The sequence below is a fragment of the Terriglobus tenax genome (assembly GCF_025685395.1).
GTDB lineage: Bacteria > Acidobacteriota > Terriglobia > Terriglobales > Acidobacteriaceae > Terriglobus > Terriglobus tenax.
Genome location: NZ_JAGSYA010000004.1, coordinates 177,013 through 198,935, shown reverse-complemented (window position 1 = coordinate 198,935; position 21,923 = coordinate 177,013). Strand labels below are relative to the sequence as shown.

Here is a 21,923-nt window from a genome sequence, read left to right as displayed (position 1 = left end):
GCGTTGCGAAGACGCCGCCTGGACGGCGCCTTCCTGTGCATGATTTAGCGACCGGTCATCTTTTCAAGGTGCTCAGGGTAGCGATCGCCCTGTACCGGAATTTCTGATGCAGCCTTGTCTACGGACTTGAGCTCTTCCGCCGTCAGTGTGATGTTAGCCGCACCGGCATTCTCTTCCAGGCGCGAAAGTTTGGTTGTACCGGGGATAGGGACGATCCATGGCTTCTGTGCCAGCAGCCAGGCAAGGGCGATCTGTGCGGGCGTTGCTTCCTTCTGTTTTGCGATGCTTGCCAGCAGGTCAACGAATGCCTGGTTGGCCTGCATCGCTTCCGGCGTGAAGCGTGGCAACTGGCTGCGGAAGTCTCCCTTGCCCAGCTGCGTGTTGGCGTCCATCTTGCCGGTCAGGAAGCCTTTGCCGAGGGGGCTGTAGGGCACCATGCCAATGCCGAGCTCTTCGAGCGTGGGAATCACTTCTTCTTCCGGCTTGCGCCACCACAGCGAATACTCATTCTGCAGAGCGGCAACAGGCTGCACGGCATGGGCGCGGCGAATGGTCTGCACGCCTGCTTCTGACAGGCCGAAGTGCTTGACCTTGCCCTGCTGGATCAGGTCTTTAACTGCTCCGGCAACCTCTTCAATCGGCACATCGGGATCGACGCGGTGCTGGTAGAAGAGATCGATGGCATCAATGTTCAAGCGCTTCAAGGAGGCTTCCGCCACCTGCTTAATGTGCTCCGGATGGCTGTTCAGGCCAAGCCAACCGGGGCTGCCGTCGGGCTTCATTTCAAAGCCGAACTTGGTGGCAATGACGACCTTGTCGCGGATGGGAGAAAGCGCCTTGCCGACGAGGGTCTCGTTGGTGAAGGGACCATAGACCTCTGCAGTATCAAAGAAGTTGATTCCCATGTCGACGGCCTTGTGCATGAGGGAGATCATCTCGTTTTCGTCATGGACGACGCCGTAGGAAAAGCTCATGCCCATGCAGCCCAGGCCAAGGGCTGAGACTTCCAGATTGCTGTTGCCAAGCTTGCGTTTCTGCATCGTGTCTCCTGCTTGTGTGGGGAACGGGCAGGAGGAATTCCTGCTCCGGGCTCCGGTTTGCTGTAGTTGCTTCTGTGAACGAGGGTGCGCGGGCGTTACTGCACCATGTTGCCGCGTCGCGTCTCCCGCCATTGGCCGGGGGGCATGCCCTCCCAGGAACGAAAGGCGCGGACGAAGGAGTTTGCGTCCTCATACCCCAGCAGGTATGCGGCCTCGTTCAACTCAAGAACCGAGTTGCCGAGGTAGTAGCGCGCCATTTGATGGCGAGCTTCTTCCAGGACGCGCTGGAAGCTTGAACCTGTCTCCTGCAGACGCCGCTGCAGGGTGCGTGTGCTCATGTGGAGGTCACGGGCAATGTTTTCGATCGTTGGACGATTCCCTGTCAGGCGCTGCTGGATGGCTCCACGCACCAGCTCAGTGAAGCTGTTCTGCTGGGATGCAAGTTTCAGCTCTTCGTCGAACTGTGGCGCCAGCATTTCCAGCAATTCGGAGTTGCGCGTGACAAATGGACTGTGCGCATCCTGTTCGCGAAAGACGATGGTGTTCTGCGACGCCCCAGTGATAACCGGGCAGGAGAAATGCCGTTCCAGCAGCTTCACATGGTCGCGCGGTTGCATGAGTTCGATACGCAGCGGCGTGATGACCTGCCCTGTGCCGCGGTGAGCAATGGTCTTCAACCATGCAAAGCAGTATTCAATCAGCACGGGTGGTTCCGCATCGACCGCCATCAACCAGCGGAAGCGGATACTCCATTCACCGTCTTCAATGGTGGAGAGCATCTCTTCCGGAACGGTGAGCTGTTTGTAGCGAGCCATATGCCGTACCGCGGCGCCGAAGTTTTCCGTGGAGAGAGCCGCAATACCGCTGGGATGGAAACGCTCCATGCGATCTTCCGTTCCCAGCTTCAGGCCAATTGCCGGATCGTTGGTGGCCTCACCGATGGCGCGCCACAAAGCAAACAGACCGTCGGTCGAGACAAGAATGCGAGTCTGCTGGAACAGGTCATGCGGCAGACCTGCCCGGCGCAACACAGCAGGTACAGAAACGCCCAGTTCTTCAAGCTTGAGGGCTAACCGGCCAGCGACGCGGAAGTGCTTATTCATCAGGTCTCCTCGTATCACTACGTCCATCTCCTACCTTAGGGAGAAAGCCGCGCGGCTGCCATGCAGGATACGCCAATCTCTATACGGCATGCGCCAACATGGGATGGGTCTTCAGTCCGGGTTGAATCGAGAATTGGATACGTTGCTGGCCAGGAAAGCAGAGCGAGTCTAAGAGCGGCCCCGTGCCGCATTGCGCAGCAGCGGTTAAACGAAAAAACCACTCTTTTGGAGTGGCCTCGGTGTGACATGAATTATGGCTCCGCAGGTAGGACTCGAACCTACAACCCTTCGGTTAACAGCCGAATGCTCTGCCATTGAGCTACTGCGGAGTGTCGCGCGGCGTTGCTGTTTCCAGCCCGTCAAGCGCCTAAGTCAGAATACGAAAAATGTTGTGGATTGGCAAATCCGGTGGAACCAACTAGTACATCAGTACAGCGATCCGGTAGGTGGTGAAACTTCCCTGCGATGGCGCCGGACATGCTCCTACCTCGGCGCTGTTGTAGCGGCGCTGGCGCAGGCGGGATTTCAACTGGTCCGGGATGCTGTCGAGGTCGGTTGCGGTCCACCGCATCACGAACAGAGGATGGGAGCCACCGGCAACTCCGGAGTCGAGGACGCAGTTATCGCGGGCTGCCTGACTGGAGGTCGCGTTGAGGCGGAGAGAGCGCAGACTGGCGATGACGGCCTGCTCCTGCTGCGGGAAGGAGAGTGTGGGAACATCGCGGCTGAAGTCCTGAACGGCATAGAGTTCCCTGCCCCTGGCGACGACGGCAATGCCGACAGAGGTCACACGCGGGTCGAGAATGTTTTCGCGATGGTGCGGTGAATGCATCCATCCGTCATGAACCCTGACGGCCGTGGGGGCCATGGCGACATTCTCAGCGACGACGGAGACGTGCCCGCCGGCTGAGGCAACCCGCTCGGATAGGTCAGGTTCACCCTCAAACTGGTGTGTGATAGCTCCGGCGGCAGCCATTTGACCGGCATGGTATCGGGCGGCGGAATAAAGATGCTGGTCCCAGTGCAAAGGCGACAGACCGGCCTGCGTTCTCTCCTGATTCAGCGCCTGGAACAGGTAGCGCTCCGCCAGAGAGGACTGGGCATGGACTGTGCGCCCAGCGATGACGAACAGGAGAGATGTCAGCAAAAAGCGAAACCGCATAGCTGATTCGACCCGGGTAGGAGCGAAAAGTAGCTATGCGGTTTCGCGAAGAGAACGGCTACAGCTAAGCCTGCTGGGCGGAGTTCTGCTCCAGGGGCGGCAATGCGCTGCGGTATTTAGCCAGCAGACCAAAGAGTGAGGTCGCGCTGATGTACCGCGGGAAGTAAAGCTTGGGCTTGTCCAGAACACGGAAAAGCCAACCCAGATAGAACTGGTCAGCCCATTCCGGAATGTGGACCTGGTCACCGCTCAGAAATGCGATAGCGGCGCCGATGCAGTGGATTCCCGGCACGTAGCTGAGCTGCTGGCGAAGATAGTGCCCAAGCCGCTCCTGGTTGCCGCCACCGATAGTGACCACAATATGTTTGGGCCGCAGACGTTCCAGGCGCTCAAGGAGGTCCTGGTCGTTGATTACCGCGCCGTACATCGGAGCGTTGTAAACATAGTCGTCGGGAACGTTGATCCCTTCGCTGCGGAGCCAGTTCAGATTGCGATCAGCGCTTTTGCTGCCGGCCATGATCCAGAGAGTGTTGCCTGTGTTACGGACCTCTGGTTCGTCCAGCAGAAGGCGCAAATACTTCAGGCCTGAGACACGACGCAGATTGTCGCGTTCAAGCAGGTTCCACACCAGCACCATGAAAGCACTGTCTGTAATCACGAGGTCAGCGTGCAGAAGAGCCTCGCGATACGCTCCATGGGTACCAATGTCCTTGAGGGCTGGTGCCGCCGGGACCACCAGCAATCCGCCGTTCAGCATGCGCTGGACAGCTTCCTCAGCCGTGCCGGTAAAAAAAGGCACACCAAGAATCGTCTTCGTCATTGAATCGTTGTGCTCGCTCACGCGGTTCTCGACCAAAGCAGAGGATTTTTCTTCTTTTTGTTGTATTGAACCGGTCTTTGCCGGCTGGGAGATTCCCTTCATTGTAACCATAGAGTCCCTTCTCCCGGCATACCATCCTTGTCCAGGCCTATTCCGGATCGGTTACTATCAAGCTTCATGCGGTCCCCTCTCGGCATAGCCTGTTTGGTGTTACTAACGGTTTTTGGACTGGCCGCAATCTTTGCCCCTCTACTGGCACCATATGATCCTCTTCAACTCAATCTGGATGCCCGGCTGTTGCCCCCGGGGGCGCATCACTGGCTCGGTACAGACGAGTTGGGACGCGATATTTTGTCCCGCTGTATCTTTGGTGCTCGCATCTCTCTATCTGTTGCCACCAGCGTTGTGATTCTTTCGCTCGGTGTCGGCATCGCCATTGGTTCTCTGGCTGGTTTTTACGGTGGATGGTTGGATACCGTACTGAACGTCTATCTGATCAACGCCTTTATGGCCATTCCGGGAATTCTGCTGGCAATTGCCTTCGTTGCCTTCTCGGGGCCGGGATTCGGCAACCTGGTGGCGGCGCTTTCCCTTACCATGTGGACCGGTTTTGCCCGGCTGGTCCGCGCGCAGGTTGCCGCTGCTGCGCAGATGGAATACGTGGAAGCGGCTCGCACCCTTGGAGCGAGCGATCTGCGCATTATTGTCCGGCACATCCTGCCCAATATTCTGCAACCGGTGCTGGTACAGGCTGCCCTTGGCCTAGCAACAGCCGTTCTGTCAGAAGCAACGCTCAGCTTTCTCGGTCTGGGCGCACCGCCTCCGGCGCCGAGCTGGGGCAACATGCTGAACGACGCCAGGTCACACCTTTTCGATTCCCCACATATGGTTCTGTTCCCTGCACTTGCGGTGATGATCTGCGTTGTTGCCTTTAATTTCCTGGGCGACGTTCTGCGCGATGCCGCCGATCCGCGCCGCAAAGCGACCGTGGCTCTTCCGGCAGAGGCTTGACGGATGGCCTTCCGGGTGGGTGTACTGTCCGACACGCACGGATTACTGCGGCCAGAGGTGCTGCCCGCGCTGAATGGGGTGGAACATATTCTGCACGCGGGCGATGTAGGCAATCCTGAGGTACTGGACGCCCTGCGGACGATTGCTCCGGTGACGGCGATCCGCGGCAATACGGATACGCATGGCCCCTGTGCCCTGCTGCCGGAGACAGAGATGGTGGAATTGGCGGGGCGATTTTTCTACATGGTGCACGATATCGCACAGCTCGACATCAAGCCTACGTCGGCCGGAGTTCACTGCGTGGTCTATGGCCACTCCCACAAGCCTGCGGCGGAGGAGCGCGATGGCGTGCTCTATCTGAATCCGGGAGCCTGCGGTCCGCGCCGCTTCAACCTGCCCCTAACGGTGTCCCTGGTTGAGATTGAGGGCGACCGCATCACGCACCAGCTTGTGCCGCTGCTTTAGGCCGACCGCATCCGCGGATTCACCAGCCGGTAAGCCACGTCCGTCAGCAGATTAACCGCCACGTACGTGACGCCGATCGCAAGGATGCATCCCTGCACCAGCGGATAGTCGCGGTTGGAGATCGCGGAGATGGTCAGCCGTCCCAGTCCTGGCCAGCTGAAGATGGTTTCGGTGACGATGGCGCCCGCCAGCAAGGAGCCAAACTGCAGACCAATCACCGTCAGAACGGGCACCAGGGCGTTGCGGAAGGCATGCCAGACGACGGTCCGTTCGGGTAGCCCCTTGGCGCGATCAGTCCGCAGGTAGTCCTTACCCAGCTCTTCGAGCACCGAGGTTCGCACCATGCGTGTCAGCGTCGCCGCCAGACCGCTGCCCAGCGTCACCGCCGGCAGAATGAGATGGGTGAACAGGCTCCATCCGCTACCAGCGCCAGAGACCGGAAGCCAGCCCAGCCAGATCGCAAAGACAAGAATCAGCACCGGGCCGAGCGCGAAGTTCGGCAGGGACAGGCCAAAGAGGCTGACGATGCCGATGGTGCGGTCGACCCGGGTTCCATTGCGATAGGCCGACCAGATACCCGCAGGCACCGAAAACAGGATGCCGAGAAACATGGCGGCCAGGGTCAGTTCCAATGTGTAGGGGTACCGCTGGCCGATCAGCGCCATCACGCCCTCGCGCAGGCGCACGCTGCGGCCAAGATCGCCGTGCGCAACTCCCTTCAGGAAGACCCAGTACTGCGTGTGCATGGGAAGGTCAAAGCCATAGGCATGGCGCAGCGTGGAGATATCCGCAGCGGTTGCGCCTTCGCCCAGCATCTGCACGATGGGGTCGCCCGGTACCAGCCGGATGAGCAGAAATACAACCGTGACGATAAGCCACAGTACCGGCAGCGTAATCGCCAGCCGCTTGAGAATGTTGCCGAACTTCACGAAGCTTTTGCCTCTGTTTTGCTGTCTTGCGGAGCGACCGGTTCCACGCCCACGCGGTTGATCTTCTGCCGGGTCATTTCCAGCACGGTGAAGCGGCGGCCGTCGAACTCCACCGACTCGCCAACATGCGGAATATGCCCAAGCTGCGTCAGAAGGAAGCCGGCGACGGTCTGCTCGCCTTCTTCGCGAGGCAGGCTCCAGCGCATCTGTGTCTCCAGGTCGCGCAGGTTGACGCTGCCATCCAGAATCCATCCGGTGCCGCTCTCCAGGACAGCGCGGTTGGCTATGTCAAACTCATCGTCCAGCTCCCCGACAAGCTGTTCCAGGGCATCTTCCACGGTGACCAGGCCGACCGTGGTTCCAAATTCGTCGACGACGATGGCCATCTGGCGTTTGCGCTGCTGCAGCTCTTCAATCAGGTCGGCGACTGGCTTGGTCTCGGGAACGACCAGTACGTCTTTCATGATCTGCCCGAGCTTCAGTTGAATCTCACCCCCTGCGTCGTACGGCCGCATGCGGCTGCGGAAGTGCATCAGGCGCGAAACGTCTTTGGAGTACACCACGCCGATGATGTGTTCTTTGCCGGTCTTCGGATCGTGGATTGGAATGCGGGAGTGTTGCTCTTCAATGATGCGGGCGCTGGCGGCTTCAAGCGGCATATCGGCGGGCAGAGAAAAAATCTTGCCGCGTGGCGTCATGATGTCGCGCACCAGAACATGATTCAGCTCAATGGCGCGATGGATCACAAGCTCCTGCATAGGCGGCAGCAGACCCATGCGGCGAGCTCCGGTGGCGATCATCTTCAGCTCTTCCGGTGAGTGGACGGCGCCTTCCCCGCTGAGCGGAGCGCGGAAGAGCTTCAATACGACGCGAGCCGAGCTGTTCATCACATTGACCGCGGGCCGCGTCAGCCGCATGAAGACATCCATCGGACCAGCAACCGCAAGCGCGATTCTCTCCGCGCGCTGCAGTGCCAGTGCCTTCGGTACAAGCTCGCCCAGCAGGACTTCGAAGTAGGTGATGATGGCGAAGGCGACCACGATTGCCGCGCCATGTGCGTAGATGAGCACATGTTTCTCAAAGCCGGGGATGACATGCAGCCACTCTGCTTTGTGCAGCAGCATCAACAGAAACTCGGCGACGACCGGTTCGCCGATCCAGCCGAGAGCAAGTGAGGCGAGAGTGACCCCCAGCTGTACCGCGGGAAGAAAGTCATCAATCGAGCGCTTGAGCGCAAGCGCCGTTTCAGCGCCTGGACGAGCCATGGCGATCAACTGCCGCAGCCGCGTTTCGCGCACGCTGACCAACGCGAATTCGGCGGCCACAAAGAAGCTGTTCGCCAGAATAAATACCGCCACCGTGACGCCGCGAAGAAGTATCCACTCCACCATTCAGCCTGAGGATAGCATCGCTTCTCCGATGCACCGCCGGTGATGCTATACTCAACTTCGGATTGATCGTCACGCTTTAAAGCAGTACCCAAGCGGAGGTGGCGAAACTGGCAGACGCACTACCTTGAGGTGGTAGCGCCGCAAGGCATAGGGGTTCAAATCCCCTCCTCCGCACCAATCCAATACATTCCGGGCAGGACAGGTCGTAAAGACCGGTACAGAATCCGCCCCAACCTGAGGTTCCCAAGCAGCAATGATTTACGTACTTGTTGTTCTTCACATCATCGTGTGCCTCTTTCTGATCGGCGTCGTCCTGCTGCAGCAGGGTAAAAGCGCTGACCTTGCCGGCGCCTTTGGCGGACAGGGTTCTCAGACCGCGTTCGGACCTCGCGGCGCGGCCAGCCTTCTGACCCGTTTCACCACCTGGTCGGCCATCCTGTTCATGCTCACCTCCATCGGCCTCACGGTCCTGATGGCGCGTTCGAGCTCCACCTCGGTCTTCTCGGGTGAGAAAGCTCCAGTTTCGGCCCCCGCAAGCAAGTAACAACCAGCCTTTTCAGCAACGGCGCAGACCTTTGGGTCTGCGCCGTTTTGCTTTTGCGGAGTGAGACAATTTCTTCATGGCACCTGTTCGATTTGCTGCTGCCCTGCTCCTCCTGTTTACCTCCGCCTGCCTGGCGCAAAGTGGTCCGTGGCTTTTTGCCGGCTTTAAAAACAATGGCCAGGATGGCGTTTATTACGCGGTCAGCGAAGATGGCTGGAACTGGTCCCTGCTCAATGGCGGCAAGCCCGTCGTGCGTCCCACGCAGGCGGGCGAGTTGATGCGTGATCCGTTCCTGCAGCGCGACCCGGATGGTGGCTTCCGCATGGTGTGGACATGGAGCTGGCGGAAGCCGCTGGTCGCAGGTTATTCGCAATCCAAAGATCTGCTGCATTGGGCACCGCATCGCCAGCTCGAGGTCATGGCCAATGAACCCGATGCGCTGAATGTGTGGGCACCCACTCTCTATTGGAATGAGAGCAAGCGGCACTGGCTGCTCTTCTGGTCCAGCACCATTCCCGGGCGTTATCCGAAGGAGCAGGACGACAAGAACGGCCTGAACCACCGCATCTACTCCACCACGACGCGCGATTTCAAGAGGTTCACTCCTGCCAAGCTCTTCTTTGACCCCGGTTACAACGTCATCGACGCCGTCCTGATTCCCTCTGACGGCAGCAAGGCACGCGGCAGCTACCGGCTGGTTTTCAAGGACGAGCGTACCGATCCCCTGCAGAAGCATATTCTGATGGCTAGCGGTGCCTCCCTTGAGGGGCCGTGGACCGAGGTCAGCGAGCCGTTTACCGAGACCTGGTCAGAAGGTCCGGCTGGCTTCGCATTCGACCGTGGGTGGCTTATCTACTATGACCACTACCGTTCGCCAGGACAGCACTATGGCGCGGTCTTTTCCCGCGACCTGGAGCACTGGCGCGATGTACAGGGTATGATCAGCTTCCCCGAGGGGTTGCGCCACGGCTCCTTTCTGAAGATCACCCGCAAGGAACTGGATCGGCTTAAGGCTTACCAGGAAGGCGCCCAATGATCCGTGAAACCTTTCCCGTCCCACCGCTGGGCTGCAACTGCACCATCCTGGGCGATGGGGGTGAGGCCGTGGTGGTGGACCCCGGTGGCAGCATTCCGAAGATCATGGGCACCCTCGAGAAATACGGCCTCAGGCTCAAGCAGATCCTGATTACGCACGCACACTTTGACCACATTGCCGCCGCCGGACTTCTAAAGGAGTTGACCGGTGCACCGGTGATCTACAACCAGCTGGACCTGCCGCTGGCCGCCATGCTGGCTGAGCAGCCCAGCTGGGTGGGTCTCAAACTGCCTTTGCCGGAAAAAGCTCCTGCACCCGATGCGGATGCCTATGACGGTTCCAAGCTGCACATCGGCTCCGTTGAAGGTACGGTGATGCATACCCCGGGGCACACGCCTGGCAGCCTGGTGCTGCACCTTCCATCTGAAAAGCTGCTGATCGCCGGAGACACCCTGTTTGCCGGTTCGATTGGCCGGACCGACTTCCCCGGAGGCGACCACCGCGCCATTCTGCGGTCGATTCACAACACCCTGATGCCTCTGCCGGAAGACACGTTAGTCATCGCCGGACATGGAGAAAGTACCACTATCGGGGCTGAGTTGGAATCAAATCCATTCATGCAAGATATCTAATACCTGTTAGATAGGCGGAAATACTGAAAGTTATGCTTTACCGGCACCCGGTTTGCTGTTAACTGCCTAGATCCTCGTCAGGCTGGCTATCCCGGCTTCGAATTCCTGTGCGGATGGCAGCAGGCTGATCACCAGCCATCCTTTTGGCGGAAAGCCGTAGAAGCTGCCGGGGTGGGTCAGCACGCCTGCCTGTTGCAGAAGGCGGACGGCCAGTGCGGTGTCGTCTTCGATAGCCGGAAGCCGTAGAACGGCAACCCAGCCCGCCTCCACCGGCAGCCGGGAGAGCTGGGGGAATGCGCCGAGATGTTGATCGAGCTGCGACAGGTTATGACGCACACGTTCCGCTATCTGGGTCTGAAGCTTCCCTGCCAGTTGCAGCCATACCGGCAGGGCGTGCTGGGTAGGAGCGTTCATGGAGAGGAAGGTGTCGGCGATGACCTCGAGTCTTGCCAGCGCCTGCTGCCGGAGATCGTTCGGGCCAAGAGCCAGCAGCCAGGCGGATTTCATCTGCGGCAGGCCGGCGATCTTGCTCATTCCGCTCAGAACAAAGGTCAGCGCAGGATGCTCGCCGTTGGCAAAGCTCGCTCCCCGCTTCTCTACCGGGTAATCGAGAAAGACCTCATCGACGATGAGGGCCAGACTATGCCGGGCGCAGATCTGTTCCAGAGCGAGGCGTTGCTGGTCGCCCGTGAAATGGCCGGTCGGGTTGTTGGGATGCACGACCATCACGGCCCGGGTCCGCGGACCGATGCTGGTCTCAAGTGCGGCCAGATCGATATGCCATCCGTGATCGTGGAAGAGCGGATACGGCAGCAGGCGTACGTTGTCGAGGCCGGCAAGAAAGTCAAAGAGCGGGTAACTGGGCTGCGGCACCAGCACCTCGTCACCGGGGTCGCAGAGAAGGCGGAACAGGTAGCTGTAGGCCTCGCTGGTGCTGGTGGTCAGGATCAGGTCTGCCGGGTCTGCTGTTATGCCATGTCCGGCGTAGTAGCCAGAGGCAGCGGCCCGAGCTGAGGCAATACCGCGTGCATCCGGGTCATAGCGCATGGCCCCGGGCTGGGAGAGCGCGCCCAGAATCGTCTCCGCGTCGTAGGAAAAGCCGCACTCAGTGGGGTTGGAGCGTGTCAGGTCCGCCACGATGGAGCCTTCAGCGCGTGCTCGCCGCAGCGCTGCGGCATAGGCGGACTCGGACAGATCCCACGAGGTTCGTTCGGAAAACATGCACTTTCATCGTACCCGGCGGCTGGCCTGATACCCTGTGGCGGATGGCTAACACACCCCTTTGCGCCGTGCTGTTCGACTATGGACAGGTTCTCTCCCGCACCCCCGACCTTGAGCAGTGGGAGCGCATGAAGCAGGTGCTCGGACTGGATGAGATCAATTTCCAGGAAGGCTACTGGCAGTACCGCCATGCCTATGATCGCGGCGACCTGGATGCCGTGCCGTATTGGCGGCAGATCGCGTCGGACAACAGGATCGCGCTGACTGAGACGTCTCTCCAGCAGTTGATCGATGCGGATGTTGCCATGTGGGCGCAATTGAATCAGCCCATGGTGCAGTGGCTTCTGCGACTGCGTGAGGCGGGCGTGAAGACCGGCCTCCTCTCCAACATTGGCGATGCCATGGCGGAGGGACTCCGCGCGAAGTTTGAATGGATGGCCGGTTTCGATTATGCCGTCTACTCACACGAGCACAACCTAGCCAAGCCCGAGCACGCGATCTACCGGATTGCGGCCGAGGGGCTGGGATGTGCGCCGGAAGCTATTCTTTTCCTGGACGATAAGGCGGAGAACATTGAGGCTGCACGAGCCGTCGGCATGCGGGGAATCCAATACGACCTGAAAGACCATGCGGCGTTTGAACAGCAGATGATGGCTGAAGGTCTGGACGATCTGCTGGCGGTAGGGGCGGTGAAGTAACCGTACCGATTCCCGTTCCGGGAATGCTATAGTGCCTTTCGATCCACCGGCACACAATTCACGGCTCAGGTTCGCATTGAGCGCATGTGGTAATAGGGGCAGGCTGCACAACGAGATTCACCGCAGCCAACGACCAACATGACGAAGCGGCTCTTCCCCCTGCTTGCCTGGGGCTTCCTGATTTTCTCTCTGGCGACGCTGCCTGCCTTTCTGGCGGCGCAACAGCTTACGTTGACGGGTCTGCTTACGCAGTCCGGCAAGGGGCAGTTCAATGCCGTTCGCACGGATGTCTCCGGCAACCTCTACCTGCTGCTGGATCAGAAAGACGGCGTGCGTGTGCTGAAGCTGGACTCTGCGGCTTCGCAGGTGCTGGCGCAGGTGCAGATTGGCGGAGCGGGGGATGCCGGGCTGGGGATGGCGCTGGATCCGGCGGGCAATGTTTATGTGACCGGTACCAGTACCGGGACACTGAGCGGCACATCCGGTGCCGCCTTCCCCACACGCGCGGATGCTTCGACCAACTCGTTTGTCGCAAAGTTCAGCAGCTCACTCGTGACGCAGTGGGTCAGCTTCCTGGGGGGAGGCCGCATGGCGGCGGCGGCCGTTGCCGCGACCCCGGACGCGGTCTTTGTTACGGGCAGCGTCTTTGCGCAGACCGTGCCTGTAACCATCAATGGCATTCAGCAGCAGCCGGCCCCGGCCAGCAATACGAACGGGTTTGCCGAACGGCTTTCAAGCGACGGCAGCACACTGGTGTATGCCACCTACCTGACGGGAGCCAACGGCAACACGGTGCCGGTTGCCATTGCCGCGGACAGTGCCGGCAACGCATACATCGGCGGCAGTACCTCGGCCACTGGATACCCCACGGTGAGTGCCCTGGTTCCGCAGATCCTGCTGGCCTCTACGACCAACACTTCCGGCTTTCTTTCGAAGCTGACACCAGCCGGAGATGGCTTTGTCTTTTCGACCTTTATACCCGGAGCGGGGCTTACCTCGCTGGAGGTCAACGGCAGCACGTTGCTGGTAGCGGGTGGAGTGGATGCGGGGCGTTTTCCGGTGATGACCGTGAATGCTCCGATGGCGAACCTCAACTATCAGGCGGTCCTCCAGATGCCGCTGGACGGCAGCAGTGTGAGCCAGTCCACCCTACTTGCGCCCGGAGATCGTTCCTTCGCCACGCAAGGCGGAGGCGGCCTATGGGCTGCGGGAACGCTGAGTGTGCCGCTGTTTCCCTTCCCCCCGCTGGGAGAGATGGGGCAGAGTTTTCTGTTTCACCTGGCAAACAACGGCAGTGTCGATCGCACCTTCCGTCTTGGAGGGCTCCCGGCGACCGCGGTGACCCTGGCGAAGGCTCCGGTTACCGTCGCGGCGATTGCGCAGGATGCCGGGAGCAATGCGCTTGTGGCCGGAGTGTTTTCTCCTGCAACCAGCGGTAGCCTGGTCGGTACGCAACGCTATGATCTGCCGCTCGTCCATGCACCTGGGACAGGACTGCCTTCTGCAGTGCGTGATGCGGCTCCCTCGGTCAGTTGTGGCGGCAGTGCATGCACAGGGTCGGCGGGTGTGTTGATGGCTGCTACGACCGCCACGCAGCCCCAGCTTGCCTGGTCGGCGGACAACCTGCCGAACCTGACGCTGCGCAACCTGGGCTCGGCGGATGCGAATGCGCTGGTGCTCACAGCCTCCGGCTTTACGCTGGCCAGCAACTGCGGAACGACGCTGTCCGCAGGAGAGAGCTGCGCGGTCTGGCTAAGTGGCCCTGGCCCAGGCAGCGCCACGGCGAGTTCAAACAATGCAGGAACAGCGAGTGTTTCCCTGCCAGCCAATACAGCGAGTGTTTCCCTGCCAGCCAATACATTGAGCGGAAACCCGATCGCCGTCTCCACGCGGGAACTGGACTTCGGTATTGTTACGCCTGCGTCCCCTGTTGACCGCACCTTCACGATTAGCAATCTCGGCGGCAGTTCCATCACGGCCAGTTCTGCCCTGCAGATTGTGAGCAGCAGCTCTCCCTACCAGTTTGCGGAACAGGCAAGCACCTGCCCGGTGCAGGGTTCGGCTGCGACGAAGGTGCTGGCAGCGGGAAGTTCCTGCAGCATCACGCTGCGCTTCACGGCATCGGCCAACTCCGGCAATGACGGAGCGACGCAGAACGCGTGGAGCATCGGCGGCAATGAGATCCTGCTGACGGCCTACTCGCAGGCGGCGGCGCTTGCGGTCTCCTCGACGCAGATCGACTTCGGGATGCGGTATGTCGGTGGACTGACGTTGCCGCGCTACCTGTACCTGTCGAACAGTTCAACGGCGACGCAGCAGCATCTTCCAGTAGCGCTCCCTTCGGGGTCTCCGTTCCAGTTGACGGACCGCTGTCCCACGCAGCTTTTGCCGGGCACCGTTTGCCAGATGGAGATTCGCTACAGTGCTGCCGTCTCACCTTCGGCGGACTCGGTTACCCTGTCGCTCGACAATGCTCTCTCGGTCCTGGTGACGGGCACGACGCGGCCGCAGCCCTCGGTTACGGGAGCCATAGCGAATCCCGACCTGCAGCTCACGCCATCGGCGGTCACTTTTCCGGACCCGGTGGTGGTGACGGCGCTCTCCTCAGGATCGCAACAGGTGACCGTGACGAATACGGGTGCCAGCGCGTTTGCGCTGCAGGTGGCGCTGAGCGGCGACTTCCGTTCAACGACCGATTGCGGTGCGAGCCTTGCCGGGGGTGCAAGCTGTTCTGTGAGCCTGAGCTTTGCTCCCACCCAGCCGGGTGTGCGCACAGGTCTGCTCTCGGTCACCGCGGGTAACTTTGCGCCCTCCTATGTGACGCTGAGCGGGACAGCGACCGCGGTCCTGCCGGCCAACAATGGCGTACTGGAGTTCGGCTCCGTGCCGGTGGGCCAGCCAACAGTGCAGTGGTTCAAGATGGCGCAGTCGCTCACAACCTTGCAGGCGGCTACGACTGGTGACTTTGCCGCTATCGTGGTGGAGGATACCGGCTACGGTCACGGAACGCCCTCGCGGACGCAGTTTCAGCAGAACACCGGTGGAAGCTGCTTGAACTGCTGGGTTGGCATACAGTTCCAGCCGGCCTCCACGGGCAGCCGCTCCGGATCTCTGTCTCTGTCCAGCCCAACGGCCGGTGGAGGCACCCAAACCGTCACGTTGGCTGGCAATGGAATTCCCCTGACAGGCGCAGTGCTGACGCCGGTCGCACGGGACTTCGGCCCGGTGAGCGTTGGCAGCACCAGTGAGTCCGCGACCTTTGTCCTGACGAACGCGGGAGACGGTGCCGCCAATGGTGCGATCAGCGTCAGCAGCCCTTCGGTCAGTGGAAACTTCGCCCTGAACGCGGCAACGCCAACCGGCGGCGCAGTCTGCAATGGCGCGCTGGCGTATGGCGAAAGCTGCCTGGTGGCGGTGAACTTCAGCCCGGCATCTGAGGGACTGCGCAGCGGCGCGCTCGTCATCATGACAAGCGCTGGGAGCGCCAGCTCTACGCTCACCGGCTTTGGAGCGCAGGCGACCGGCATTGCCCTGACTCCTGATGCGCTGGTTTTTGAGAACGTTGCCGGAACCACCGCGACCCAACAGGTGGTGACGCTGCGCAATACTTCAGGCGCGACCGCTACCTTTGGAGCGCCAACGGTCAGCTCGTCGCAGTTCACTGTGACCTCAACCTGCAGCGCGCTTCTCCCCGGAGCAACCTGCACGCTTTCCGTCAGCTTTACGGCGTCCAGTGCGACGACTGCCGCAACGCTGTCCCTGCCTGTCAACTTTGCCTCCGCTCTGGTGCCTTCCACAACGTTGACCATCGCTTTGAATGGCGCGTACACAAGCGACGACGCTGCGCTGCAGATCGCTCCAGGAGAGATGCTTTATCCCCCGGCCACCATCGGCCAGCTGGGTGTGCAGCGGCACTTCACTCTGAACAACCTGACAGCCAGGCCGTACACCGTGACGGTGAATCCTCCACGGCAGTTCTCCCTGGCGAACAATGGATGCAATGGTCTGGCTCCGGCGGCAAGCTGCGGCTTCGATCTTCTGTTTTTGCCGCAGACGAATGGGGACATTACGGGAACAGTCTTCGTCGAGGCAACGCCTTCGGACAACACTGCGACCCGCAATGCGCTGGGCTATGTGGAGGGATATGCTCTCGGCTCAGGGTCTTTGTTGATCGCCGGCACAGGAGCGGGAGGTGTGCTGGACTTCGGACAGCTTCCCTCAGGCCAATCGCTGGCAAAGACGTTGACCGTGAACAACACCGGCACATCTGTGGTGCATGTCCGCCGCATCCGCAGCGACTGGCCGTTTCTCTCGACCACGACTTGCGGTGCGACGCTTGCGCCCGCAGCCACCTGCGTCATTACGGTGACCTATACTCCGTTGAATCAGGTTTCTCTTACGTCGCCGATCAACTACCGGCTCGACCAGGCCACTCTGACCATTGAGAGCGATGCGCTCAGCAGCCCGGACCTGGTCGATCTCTCAGGGCAGGCGCAGGCGGTTGCGGTTACCTCTCCCGGGAACGCAGCGCCTCTGGCGACCTATGCACTCTCCACCGGATCGCTGAGTTTTCCATCTACGAAGGTTGGTGATATCTCTCCTGCGCAGTCTCTTACGCTGACGAACACCGGTACGCAGATCGTGCATTTCACTGGATTGGTCACGCCGCAGGAGTACACGGTGAGCAATGGCTGCGTGGCGGCTCTATTGCCCGGCGGCAGGTGCCGCATCGATGTCTCCTACACACCGCAGACCGCGGCAGCGATCCCTGCCGCGCTTGAGATTCAGTCCGACGCCACTGCGAGCCTTGAGTTCGTGACGCTGTTTGCCATGGGGACACCGGCCTCGATCGGCATCTCTCCTGCGGCGCTGGACTTTGGCCAGTTGAATGTCGGTTCTACCGCGAGCCTGCCGGTGCAGGTGACGAACAATGGCAGCGCAGCCGTAACGATGAATGGCATTACCGCAACCATGGCCGACTACAGCGTTGGCGGCGGTTGCCCGGCTCCGGGCAGCGTAATAGCCGCGGGTGCAAGTTGTACGGCACTGGTCAGCTTCACCCCGGCACGGACCGGTACACGTGCAGCGACGCTCAATGTTTCCACCTCGGCAACGACGCTTCCACTTCAGGTATCCCTCACTGGAACCGGCATTCAGTCGCGTCTTCTGGTTGCGCCATCCAGCCTTGCCTTTGGACTGATCACGGTAGGAGCAAGCGCGCGCCAGAATATCGTGCTGACCAACGCCGGTACAGGTACGGTGACCTCGTTTGTAGCGGCCTCCAGCAGCGCGGACTTCGCGGTGATTACTCCCTGCGCGTCCACGCTGTACCCGGGCGACACCTGCCAGATGACGGTACAGTTCACTCCTTCGTCCATCGGTACACAGACGGCCTCCCTGCGGCTGACGGGGTCTGATCCTGGTCTTCCCTTAAGCCTGCCGATGAGTGGCACGGGAGTTGTCGCGGGAAACTTTACGCTCTCGGTCAGTGGCGTCAGCAGCGGCTCCGCGACGGTGGTCAGCGGCAAGCCCGCCAGCTATACGGTAACGGTTACACCGCAGAACGGATTCACCGGCGGAGTCGCCCTGACCTGCACGCCGGTACAGGCTGGACAGTACGCCAGTTGCTCGCTGCTACCTTCCAGCGTCTCCATCACAGGTACAGCCGCACAGACTGCAATGGTGACGATCAACACCATCACTTCCGTGACATCGGCACAGGTGAGAAGCTCCAGGCTTGTCTGGTTTGCCTTTGCGCTTCCAGTGGGATTGCTGTTCTGCGGACGGCGCCGTATCGCGGGACTGTCACTCTGCCTGTTGCTTGGGATGTTTCCGCTGGGTTGCGGCAGTTCCAAGGTTGATACGAGCCTGCGCTACACACCGGCGGGAAGCTACTCCTACCAGGTGACCGCCACCTCCACTACGGGAGTGCAGTTGAGCCAGACAGTCACACTGAACCTGACAGTGACGCAACGTTAGCGCTGCGTCACCGAGGGTTGTAACGGGACCTGCTCGACGATCTCCACACCGAAGCCCTGCAATGCGGGTGCATGGGTCGGTCGGTTGGTCAGAAGGCGAATCTTGTGGATGCCCAGGTCGGAAAGGATCTGTCCGCCAAGGCCGGTCTGGCGCAGGGTGCGCTGGTGGCGTTCTGCAAATGGGTCACGGCCGGGTACGGCATTCGGTTCGCGCTGGGTGACAATGCGCGAAGGATTGACGGTGCCGTCGATCCCAAAGCCGCGGGAGCCGTTGTGCAGGTAGATCAGCGCGCCGGAACCGGCTTCGGCAATGCGCTTCAGAGCGTATTCAACCGAGTGCGAGCAGTCCGGGATGACCGCACCAAAGACATCTTCCACCAGGTTGTGCGAGTGAACGCGCACCAGTACCGGCTCATCCAGCTTCTTGACGTCGCCCAGCACCAGGGCAACGTGCGACTCGGTCGGGTCCGTCTCGCTCTCGTAGGCGATCATCTGGAACTCGCCATGTTTGGTTGAAAGTACGGTCTCGGCAACGCGATGGATGGAGCGTTCATGCCGCAGGCGGTAGCGGATCAACTCCGCCACGGTGACCATTTTCATGTCATGCGTGCGGCAGAACTCCACCAGGTCCGGAACGCGGGCCATGGTGCCGTCATCCTTCATGATCTCGCAGATGACACCGGCGGGAATACAACCGGCCATACGGGCCAGGTCGACGGAGGCCTCGGTCTGCCCGGCGCGAACCAGGACGCCGCCCTTGCGGGCGCGCAGCGGGAAGACGTGGCCGGGACGAGCGAGATCCTGCGCGGTAGAAGCGGGGTCGATCGCCACCTTGATGGTGTGGGCACGGTCGTGCGCGGAGATGCCGGTGGTGACACCTTCGCGGGCTTCAATGCTCTCAGTAAACGCGGTACCGAAACGCGAGGTGTTCTGCCGCGTCATGGGCAGCAGGCGCAGGTAGTCGGCGCGGTCCTCAGTCAACGTCAGGCAGATGAGGCCACGGCCGTACATCGCCATGAAATTGATGGCTTCGGGCGTGACATGCTCGGCGGCCAGTGTAAGGTCGCCTTCGTTCTCGCGATCCTCGTCGTCGATGACGACAACCATGCGGCCTGCCTTGATCTCCTCAATGGCGGTCGCGACGTCGGTGAATGGGCTCTCGGGCATAACGTTCTGATTCAGGATAGCGGAGAGCGGTCGCAAATGAACGGCGGAAACGGTGTCAGGGAGGGAAAGCGGACCTGGATTAAACGAAGAAGACGCCGCGCATGGGCGGCGTCTTCGGTGTGACTTCTTGCTGAATTTCTTACAGAGTCGATTCGATTTCGAAGCCCCAGGCTTCCAGCAGAGCCTCAGGGATGTACTTCGAATTCTTGTTACGGCGAGCCCACTCACGCAGGCGCGTCGAACGGACATACTGGTCCGGGGTCAGCTTGAACTCTTTCACCACTTGCTCGAACGATGTCACTGTAGGAACTACCGGTCCAATCGGCTCCGGCTTACCCCAGTTCGGATTGCCACGACGCTTTGCCATGCAGTTTTTCGTGTCCTCGTTAGGTTGTTTCGTGCTTTTGGTGCAATGTGGCCAGCATCCCGGAGAGCTTCCAGCCAACTAAGGGGAGCTAAGCCACAAGAAACTAGAGTACGCCGATTTTCGCACAAAATCAAGTGTTTCCATGATGAAGACCTGCTCCGCCGAAGGCTTGTGGACGCATGTAAGTCATTTATTTACTTCATTTATGTGCGTTTCCTGGTGAGCGTGTGGATTCTTCCACGGCGAAGTTTGTGCGAAGATGGTGGTTTCGGCCCATGCCTCAGAGCTCCTCAACCAACCTGCGCGCGCTGCTGCAAACGACCTTCGGATTCGACGCATTCCGTGAGGGGCAGGAAGAGGTATGCCGTGCCGCGGTCGAGGGCCGGGACCTGTTGCTGGTTATGCCGACGGGGTCAGGTAAGTCCCTTTGTTATCAGTTGCCTGCCGTTGCTCTCGGAGGGACGGCGCTGGTTGTCAGCCCGTTGATCGCGTTGATGGATGACCAGTCTTCGAAGCTTGAGGCTGCCGGGCTGGCCGTGGCTCGCATTCATTCCGGCCTGCCCCGCGAGGCGCAGCGCCAGGCCTGCCGAGACTACCTGGATGGCAACCTGCAATTCCTGTTTGTTGCGCCGGAGAGGTTGCGCGTGCCCGGCTTCATGGAGATGCTGGCCAAGCGTCCGCCGTCGCTGGTGGCCATTGACGAGGCCCACTGCATCTCGCAGTGGGGCCATGACTTCCGTCCGGATTACCGTCTGCTGGGCCAGTATGTGAAGGCTCTACGCCCGGCGGTCATCGTTGCCTTGACGGCCACTGCGACTCTGCAGGTGCAGGAAGACATCATTGCGCAGCTCGACCTTCACCAGCCAGCGCGGTTTGTGTACGGTTTCCGGCGCGAAAACCTGGCCATTGAGGTGGCTGAGACCCCCAAAAACGAGCGTTTTGCCACCGCAAAACGGCTTCTGGAAGCTCCGGAACGGCGTCCGGCGGTGGTCTATGCTTCGTCGCGGCGCGATGCCGAAGCCCTGGCTCAGGAGCTTGCGACCGAGTTCCCCGCCGCGCCGTACCATGCGGGGCTGGCTCCCGAGGTCCGCGAGCAGACTCAGAAGAAGTTTCTTGCCGGAGAGCTTGAGATTGTCGTCGCAACCGTTGCCTTTGGCATGGGAGTCGACAAGGCTGATGTCCGGACTGTCATCCATGTCTCTCTTCCGGGATCGGTTGAGGCCTATTACCAGGAGATTGGCCGTGCCGGGCGTGACTGGAAGCCGAGCCGGTGCGTTCTGCTGCATAGCTATGCGGACAAGCGGACACAGGATTTTCTGCTGGAGAAGTCGTACCCGCCGTCGACAGAACTGGACCGTATCTTCCGCAAGCTGAGCGATCAGCCCGTGGAGCTGGACTATCTGCGCAGTGAACTGCGTATGGACGCGGAGGTCTTCTCCTCCGCCGTCGAAAAGCTGGTGGCGCACGGCGCCTGCCTGGTGGACTTTGAAGGTTTTGCCATCCGTGGCCGCATTGCCGACTGGCGCAAGACCTATGAGCACCAGCTTTCGCAGCGCAAGGGGCAGATTGAACGCATGATCGGTTTTGCCGGAGCGCACCAGTGCCGAATGTCTGCGTTGATTGCCCACTTTGGCGATACGGTGGATGCGCGGCGTATGTGCGGCAAGTGCGACTTCTGCTCGCCTGAGAGTGCGATTGCGGTGAACTACCGCAGCGCCAGCATGGCCGAAGAGGAAGCGATGTGGACGATTCTGCGTGCGCTGAAACGGTCTGGCGGAAAATCCACGGGCAAGCTGCACAGCGAGCTGTTCCCAGGTGGCAGCCCTTCGCGGAATGAGATGGAGGATCTGCTGGGAGGACTGGCTCGTTCCGGCTGGGTGAGCCTGGAGAACGCGAGCTTTGAGAACGCCGAGGGGCGCACGATTCCCTACAAGCGCGTTTCGGTGACACGCGATGGAGAGATGCTGTCAGACGGCGATTCGCTGGGTGTGCTGATGACTGGCAACGAGGTGCCGGCTGCTCCACGCCCTGCCGCAATCTCGCGCAAGCGCAAGTCTGCTGAGGTTGAAGAGATGGTGGCGTTGAACCCGGCGCAGCTCGAACTGGAACAGCAGATCCGCAACTGGCGCACGGAAGAGGCTCGCCGCCTGAAGCAGCCGCCGTTCATGATTCTTGCGGACCGGACGCTGCGTTCGATTGTGCTGCAGCGTCCACGAACGCTTGAAGACCTGATGGAAGTTGATGGCATTGGACCCAGCAAGGCGCAACGCTTCGGTGAAGCGATTTGCGCGTTGTGCATGGCCTGATTTTCATTACCCCCTGATTTCATTACCTTAGACCCATTACCCCCGGAAACCAG

The 21,923-nt window shown here is 60.6% G+C and carries 17 protein-coding genes, 2 tRNA genes and 1 pseudogene; 10 read left to right on the top strand and 10 right to left on the bottom strand.

The genetic code is table 11. The annotated features are described in order from the left end of the window. Positions 1-44: 44 nt before the first annotated feature. The 5 genes from OHL13_RS06500 to OHL13_RS06480 form a co-directional block, all read right to left on the bottom strand. Positions 45-1,040 carry an aldo/keto reductase gene (locus tag OHL13_RS06500; RefSeq protein WP_263409320.1) on the bottom strand — a complete coding sequence of 332 codons (996 nt, stop codon included), beginning with the start codon at positions 1,038-1,040 and terminating at the stop codon, positions 45-47. Positions 1,041-1,135: 95 nt separating this feature from the next. Further along, the gene (locus OHL13_RS06495) at positions 1,136-2,143 is read right to left on the bottom strand and encodes an AraC family transcriptional regulator (RefSeq protein WP_263409319.1); all 1,008 of its coding nucleotides are present in this window, start codon (positions 2,141-2,143) and stop codon (positions 1,136-1,138) included. A 254-nt stretch (positions 2,144-2,397) separates the two neighbouring features. Continuing rightward, positions 2,398-2,472: transfer RNA gene (locus OHL13_RS06490), tRNA-Asn, on the bottom strand. Between the two features lie 89 nt (positions 2,473-2,561). Further along, positions 2,562-3,305, bottom strand: coding sequence for a CAP domain-containing protein (locus OHL13_RS06485; RefSeq protein ID WP_263409318.1), 744 nt, complete (start codon positions 3,303-3,305; stop codon positions 2,562-2,564). Positions 3,306-3,369: 64 nt separating this feature from the next. Further along, positions 3,370-4,125 carry a WecB/TagA/CpsF family glycosyltransferase gene (locus OHL13_RS06480; RefSeq protein ID WP_263409317.1) on the bottom strand — a complete coding sequence of 252 codons (756 nt, stop codon included), beginning with the start codon at positions 4,123-4,125 and terminating at the stop codon, positions 3,370-3,372. A 177-nt stretch (positions 4,126-4,302) separates the two neighbouring features. Between OHL13_RS06480 and OHL13_RS18610 the strand changes: the two are divergent. From OHL13_RS18610 to OHL13_RS06470, 3 genes and pseudogenes are all read left to right on the top strand, one after another. Continuing rightward, positions 4,303-4,419: pseudogene (locus OHL13_RS18610) on the top strand (ABC transporter permease); the annotation flags it as partial. Positions 4,420-4,476: 57 nt separating this feature from the next. Next, entirely contained in the window at positions 4,477-5,136 is a 660-nt protein-coding gene (locus OHL13_RS06475) for an ABC transporter permease (protein ID WP_317889941.1), read from the top strand. A 15-nt stretch (positions 5,137-5,151) separates the two neighbouring features. Further along, positions 5,152-5,601: a metallophosphoesterase family protein gene (locus OHL13_RS06470; RefSeq protein ID WP_317889908.1), complete on the top strand. Its 450-nt coding sequence runs from the start codon at positions 5,152-5,154 to the stop codon at positions 5,599-5,601. Here OHL13_RS06470 and OHL13_RS06465 read toward each other — a convergent pair. After that, positions 5,598-6,530, bottom strand: a complete 933-nt coding sequence (locus tag OHL13_RS06465) for an ABC transporter permease (RefSeq protein ID WP_263409314.1) — start codon at positions 6,528-6,530, stop codon at positions 5,598-5,600. The two genes, OHL13_RS06470 and OHL13_RS06465, sit on opposite strands and share 4 nt — an antisense overlap. After that, a complete protein-coding gene (locus OHL13_RS06460) occupies positions 6,527-7,921 on the bottom strand; it encodes a hemolysin family protein (protein WP_263409313.1) in 1,395 nt (464 codons plus the stop codon). The genes OHL13_RS06465 and OHL13_RS06460 overlap by 4 nt, the downstream gene beginning before the upstream one ends. A gap of 92 nt (positions 7,922-8,013) precedes the next feature. Here OHL13_RS06460 and OHL13_RS06455 point away from each other — a divergent pair. The 4 genes from OHL13_RS06455 (at position 8,014) to OHL13_RS06440 (ending at position 10,133) form a co-directional block, all read left to right on the top strand. Beyond that, positions 8,014-8,098, top strand: a tRNA-Leu gene (locus tag OHL13_RS06455). A gap of 76 nt (positions 8,099-8,174) precedes the next feature. Next, positions 8,175-8,465, top strand: a complete 291-nt coding sequence (secG, locus tag OHL13_RS06450) for a preprotein translocase subunit SecG (protein ID WP_263409312.1) — start codon at positions 8,175-8,177, stop codon at positions 8,463-8,465. Between the two features lie 76 nt (positions 8,466-8,541). Further along, positions 8,542-9,501: a glycoside hydrolase family 43 protein gene (locus OHL13_RS06445; protein WP_263409311.1), complete on the top strand. Its 960-nt coding sequence runs from the start codon at positions 8,542-8,544 to the stop codon at positions 9,499-9,501. Next, positions 9,498-10,133, top strand: coding sequence for an MBL fold metallo-hydrolase (locus OHL13_RS06440; RefSeq protein ID WP_263409310.1), 636 nt, complete (start codon positions 9,498-9,500; stop codon positions 10,131-10,133). Before OHL13_RS06445 ends, OHL13_RS06440 begins: the two co-directional genes overlap by 4 nt. Positions 10,134-10,199: 66 nt before the next feature. On the opposite strand, the gene OHL13_RS06435 is transcribed toward OHL13_RS06440, so the two are convergent. Then, a complete protein-coding gene (locus OHL13_RS06435; RefSeq protein WP_263409309.1) occupies positions 10,200-11,354 on the bottom strand; it encodes a pyridoxal phosphate-dependent aminotransferase in 1,155 nt (384 codons plus the stop codon). A gap of 44 nt (positions 11,355-11,398) precedes the next feature. On the opposite strand from OHL13_RS06435, the gene OHL13_RS06430 reads away from it, so the two are divergent. Together OHL13_RS06430 and OHL13_RS06425 are read left to right on the top strand one after the other, a co-directional pair. Then, positions 11,399-12,052, top strand: a complete 654-nt coding sequence (locus OHL13_RS06430) for an HAD family hydrolase (protein WP_263409308.1) — start codon at positions 11,399-11,401, stop codon at positions 12,050-12,052. Between the two features lie 138 nt (positions 12,053-12,190). Further along, positions 12,191-18,031, top strand: a complete 5,841-nt coding sequence (locus tag OHL13_RS06425; RefSeq protein ID WP_263409307.1) for a choice-of-anchor D domain-containing protein — start codon at positions 12,191-12,193, stop codon at positions 18,029-18,031. Here the strand turns inward: OHL13_RS06425 and ribB are convergent. After that, a complete protein-coding gene (gene ribB, locus OHL13_RS06420) occupies positions 18,028-19,197 on the bottom strand; it encodes a 3,4-dihydroxy-2-butanone-4-phosphate synthase (protein ID WP_263409306.1) in 1,170 nt (389 codons plus the stop codon). The genes OHL13_RS06425 and ribB overlap by 4 nt on opposite strands. 139 nt (positions 19,198-19,336) lie before the next feature. Beyond that, positions 19,337-19,564 (bottom strand): hypothetical protein, encoded by a 228-nt coding sequence (locus OHL13_RS06415; protein WP_020710367.1) that lies wholly within the window; start codon positions 19,562-19,564, stop codon positions 19,337-19,339. A gap of 275 nt (positions 19,565-19,839) precedes the next feature. Between OHL13_RS06415 and OHL13_RS06410 the strand changes: the two genes are divergently transcribed. Beyond that, positions 19,840-21,870 (top strand): RecQ family ATP-dependent DNA helicase, encoded by a 2,031-nt coding sequence (locus OHL13_RS06410; RefSeq protein ID WP_263409305.1) that lies wholly within the window; start codon positions 19,840-19,842, stop codon positions 21,868-21,870. The last annotated feature ends 53 nt before the right edge of the window (positions 21,871-21,923 follow it).

Excerpts from the sequence above, each read along its gene's own strand:
- OHL13_RS06500 (WP_263409320.1), bottom strand. The coding sequence starts at position 1,040 with ATGCAGAAACGCAAGCTTGGCAACAGCAATCTGGAAGTCTCAGCCCTT.
- OHL13_RS06495 (WP_263409319.1), bottom strand. The coding sequence starts at position 2,143 with ATGAATAAGCACTTCCGCGTCGCTGGCCGGTTAGCCCTCAAGCTTGAA.
- OHL13_RS06485 (WP_263409318.1), bottom strand. The coding sequence starts at position 3,305 with ATGCGGTTTCGCTTTTTGCTGACATCTCTCCTGTTCGTCATCGCTGGG.
- OHL13_RS06480 (WP_263409317.1), bottom strand. The coding sequence starts at position 4,125 with ATGACGAAGACGATTCTTGGTGTGCCTTTTTTTACCGGCACGGCTGAG.
- OHL13_RS06460 (WP_263409313.1), bottom strand. The coding sequence starts at position 7,921 with ATGGTGGAGTGGATACTTCTTCGCGGCGTCACGGTGGCGGTATTTATT.
- secG (WP_263409312.1), top strand. The coding sequence starts at position 8,175 with ATGATTTACGTACTTGTTGTTCTTCACATCATCGTGTGCCTCTTTCTG.
- OHL13_RS06445 (WP_263409311.1), top strand. The coding sequence starts at position 8,542 with ATGGCACCTGTTCGATTTGCTGCTGCCCTGCTCCTCCTGTTTACCTCC.
- OHL13_RS06440 (WP_263409310.1), top strand. The coding sequence starts at position 9,498 with ATGATCCGTGAAACCTTTCCCGTCCCACCGCTGGGCTGCAACTGCACC.
- OHL13_RS06435 (WP_263409309.1), bottom strand. The coding sequence starts at position 11,354 with ATGTTTTCCGAACGAACCTCGTGGGATCTGTCCGAGTCCGCCTATGCC.
- OHL13_RS06430 (WP_263409308.1), top strand. The coding sequence starts at position 11,399 with ATGGCTAACACACCCCTTTGCGCCGTGCTGTTCGACTATGGACAGGTT.
- OHL13_RS06425 (WP_263409307.1), top strand. The coding sequence starts at position 12,191 with ATGACGAAGCGGCTCTTCCCCCTGCTTGCCTGGGGCTTCCTGATTTTC.
- ribB (WP_263409306.1), bottom strand. The coding sequence starts at position 19,197 with ATGCCCGAGAGCCCATTCACCGACGTCGCGACCGCCATTGAGGAGATC.
- OHL13_RS06415 (WP_020710367.1), bottom strand. The coding sequence starts at position 19,564 with ATGGCAAAGCGTCGTGGCAATCCGAACTGGGGTAAGCCGGAGCCGATT.
- OHL13_RS06410 (WP_263409305.1), top strand. The coding sequence starts at position 19,840 with ATGCCTCAGAGCTCCTCAACCAACCTGCGCGCGCTGCTGCAAACGACC.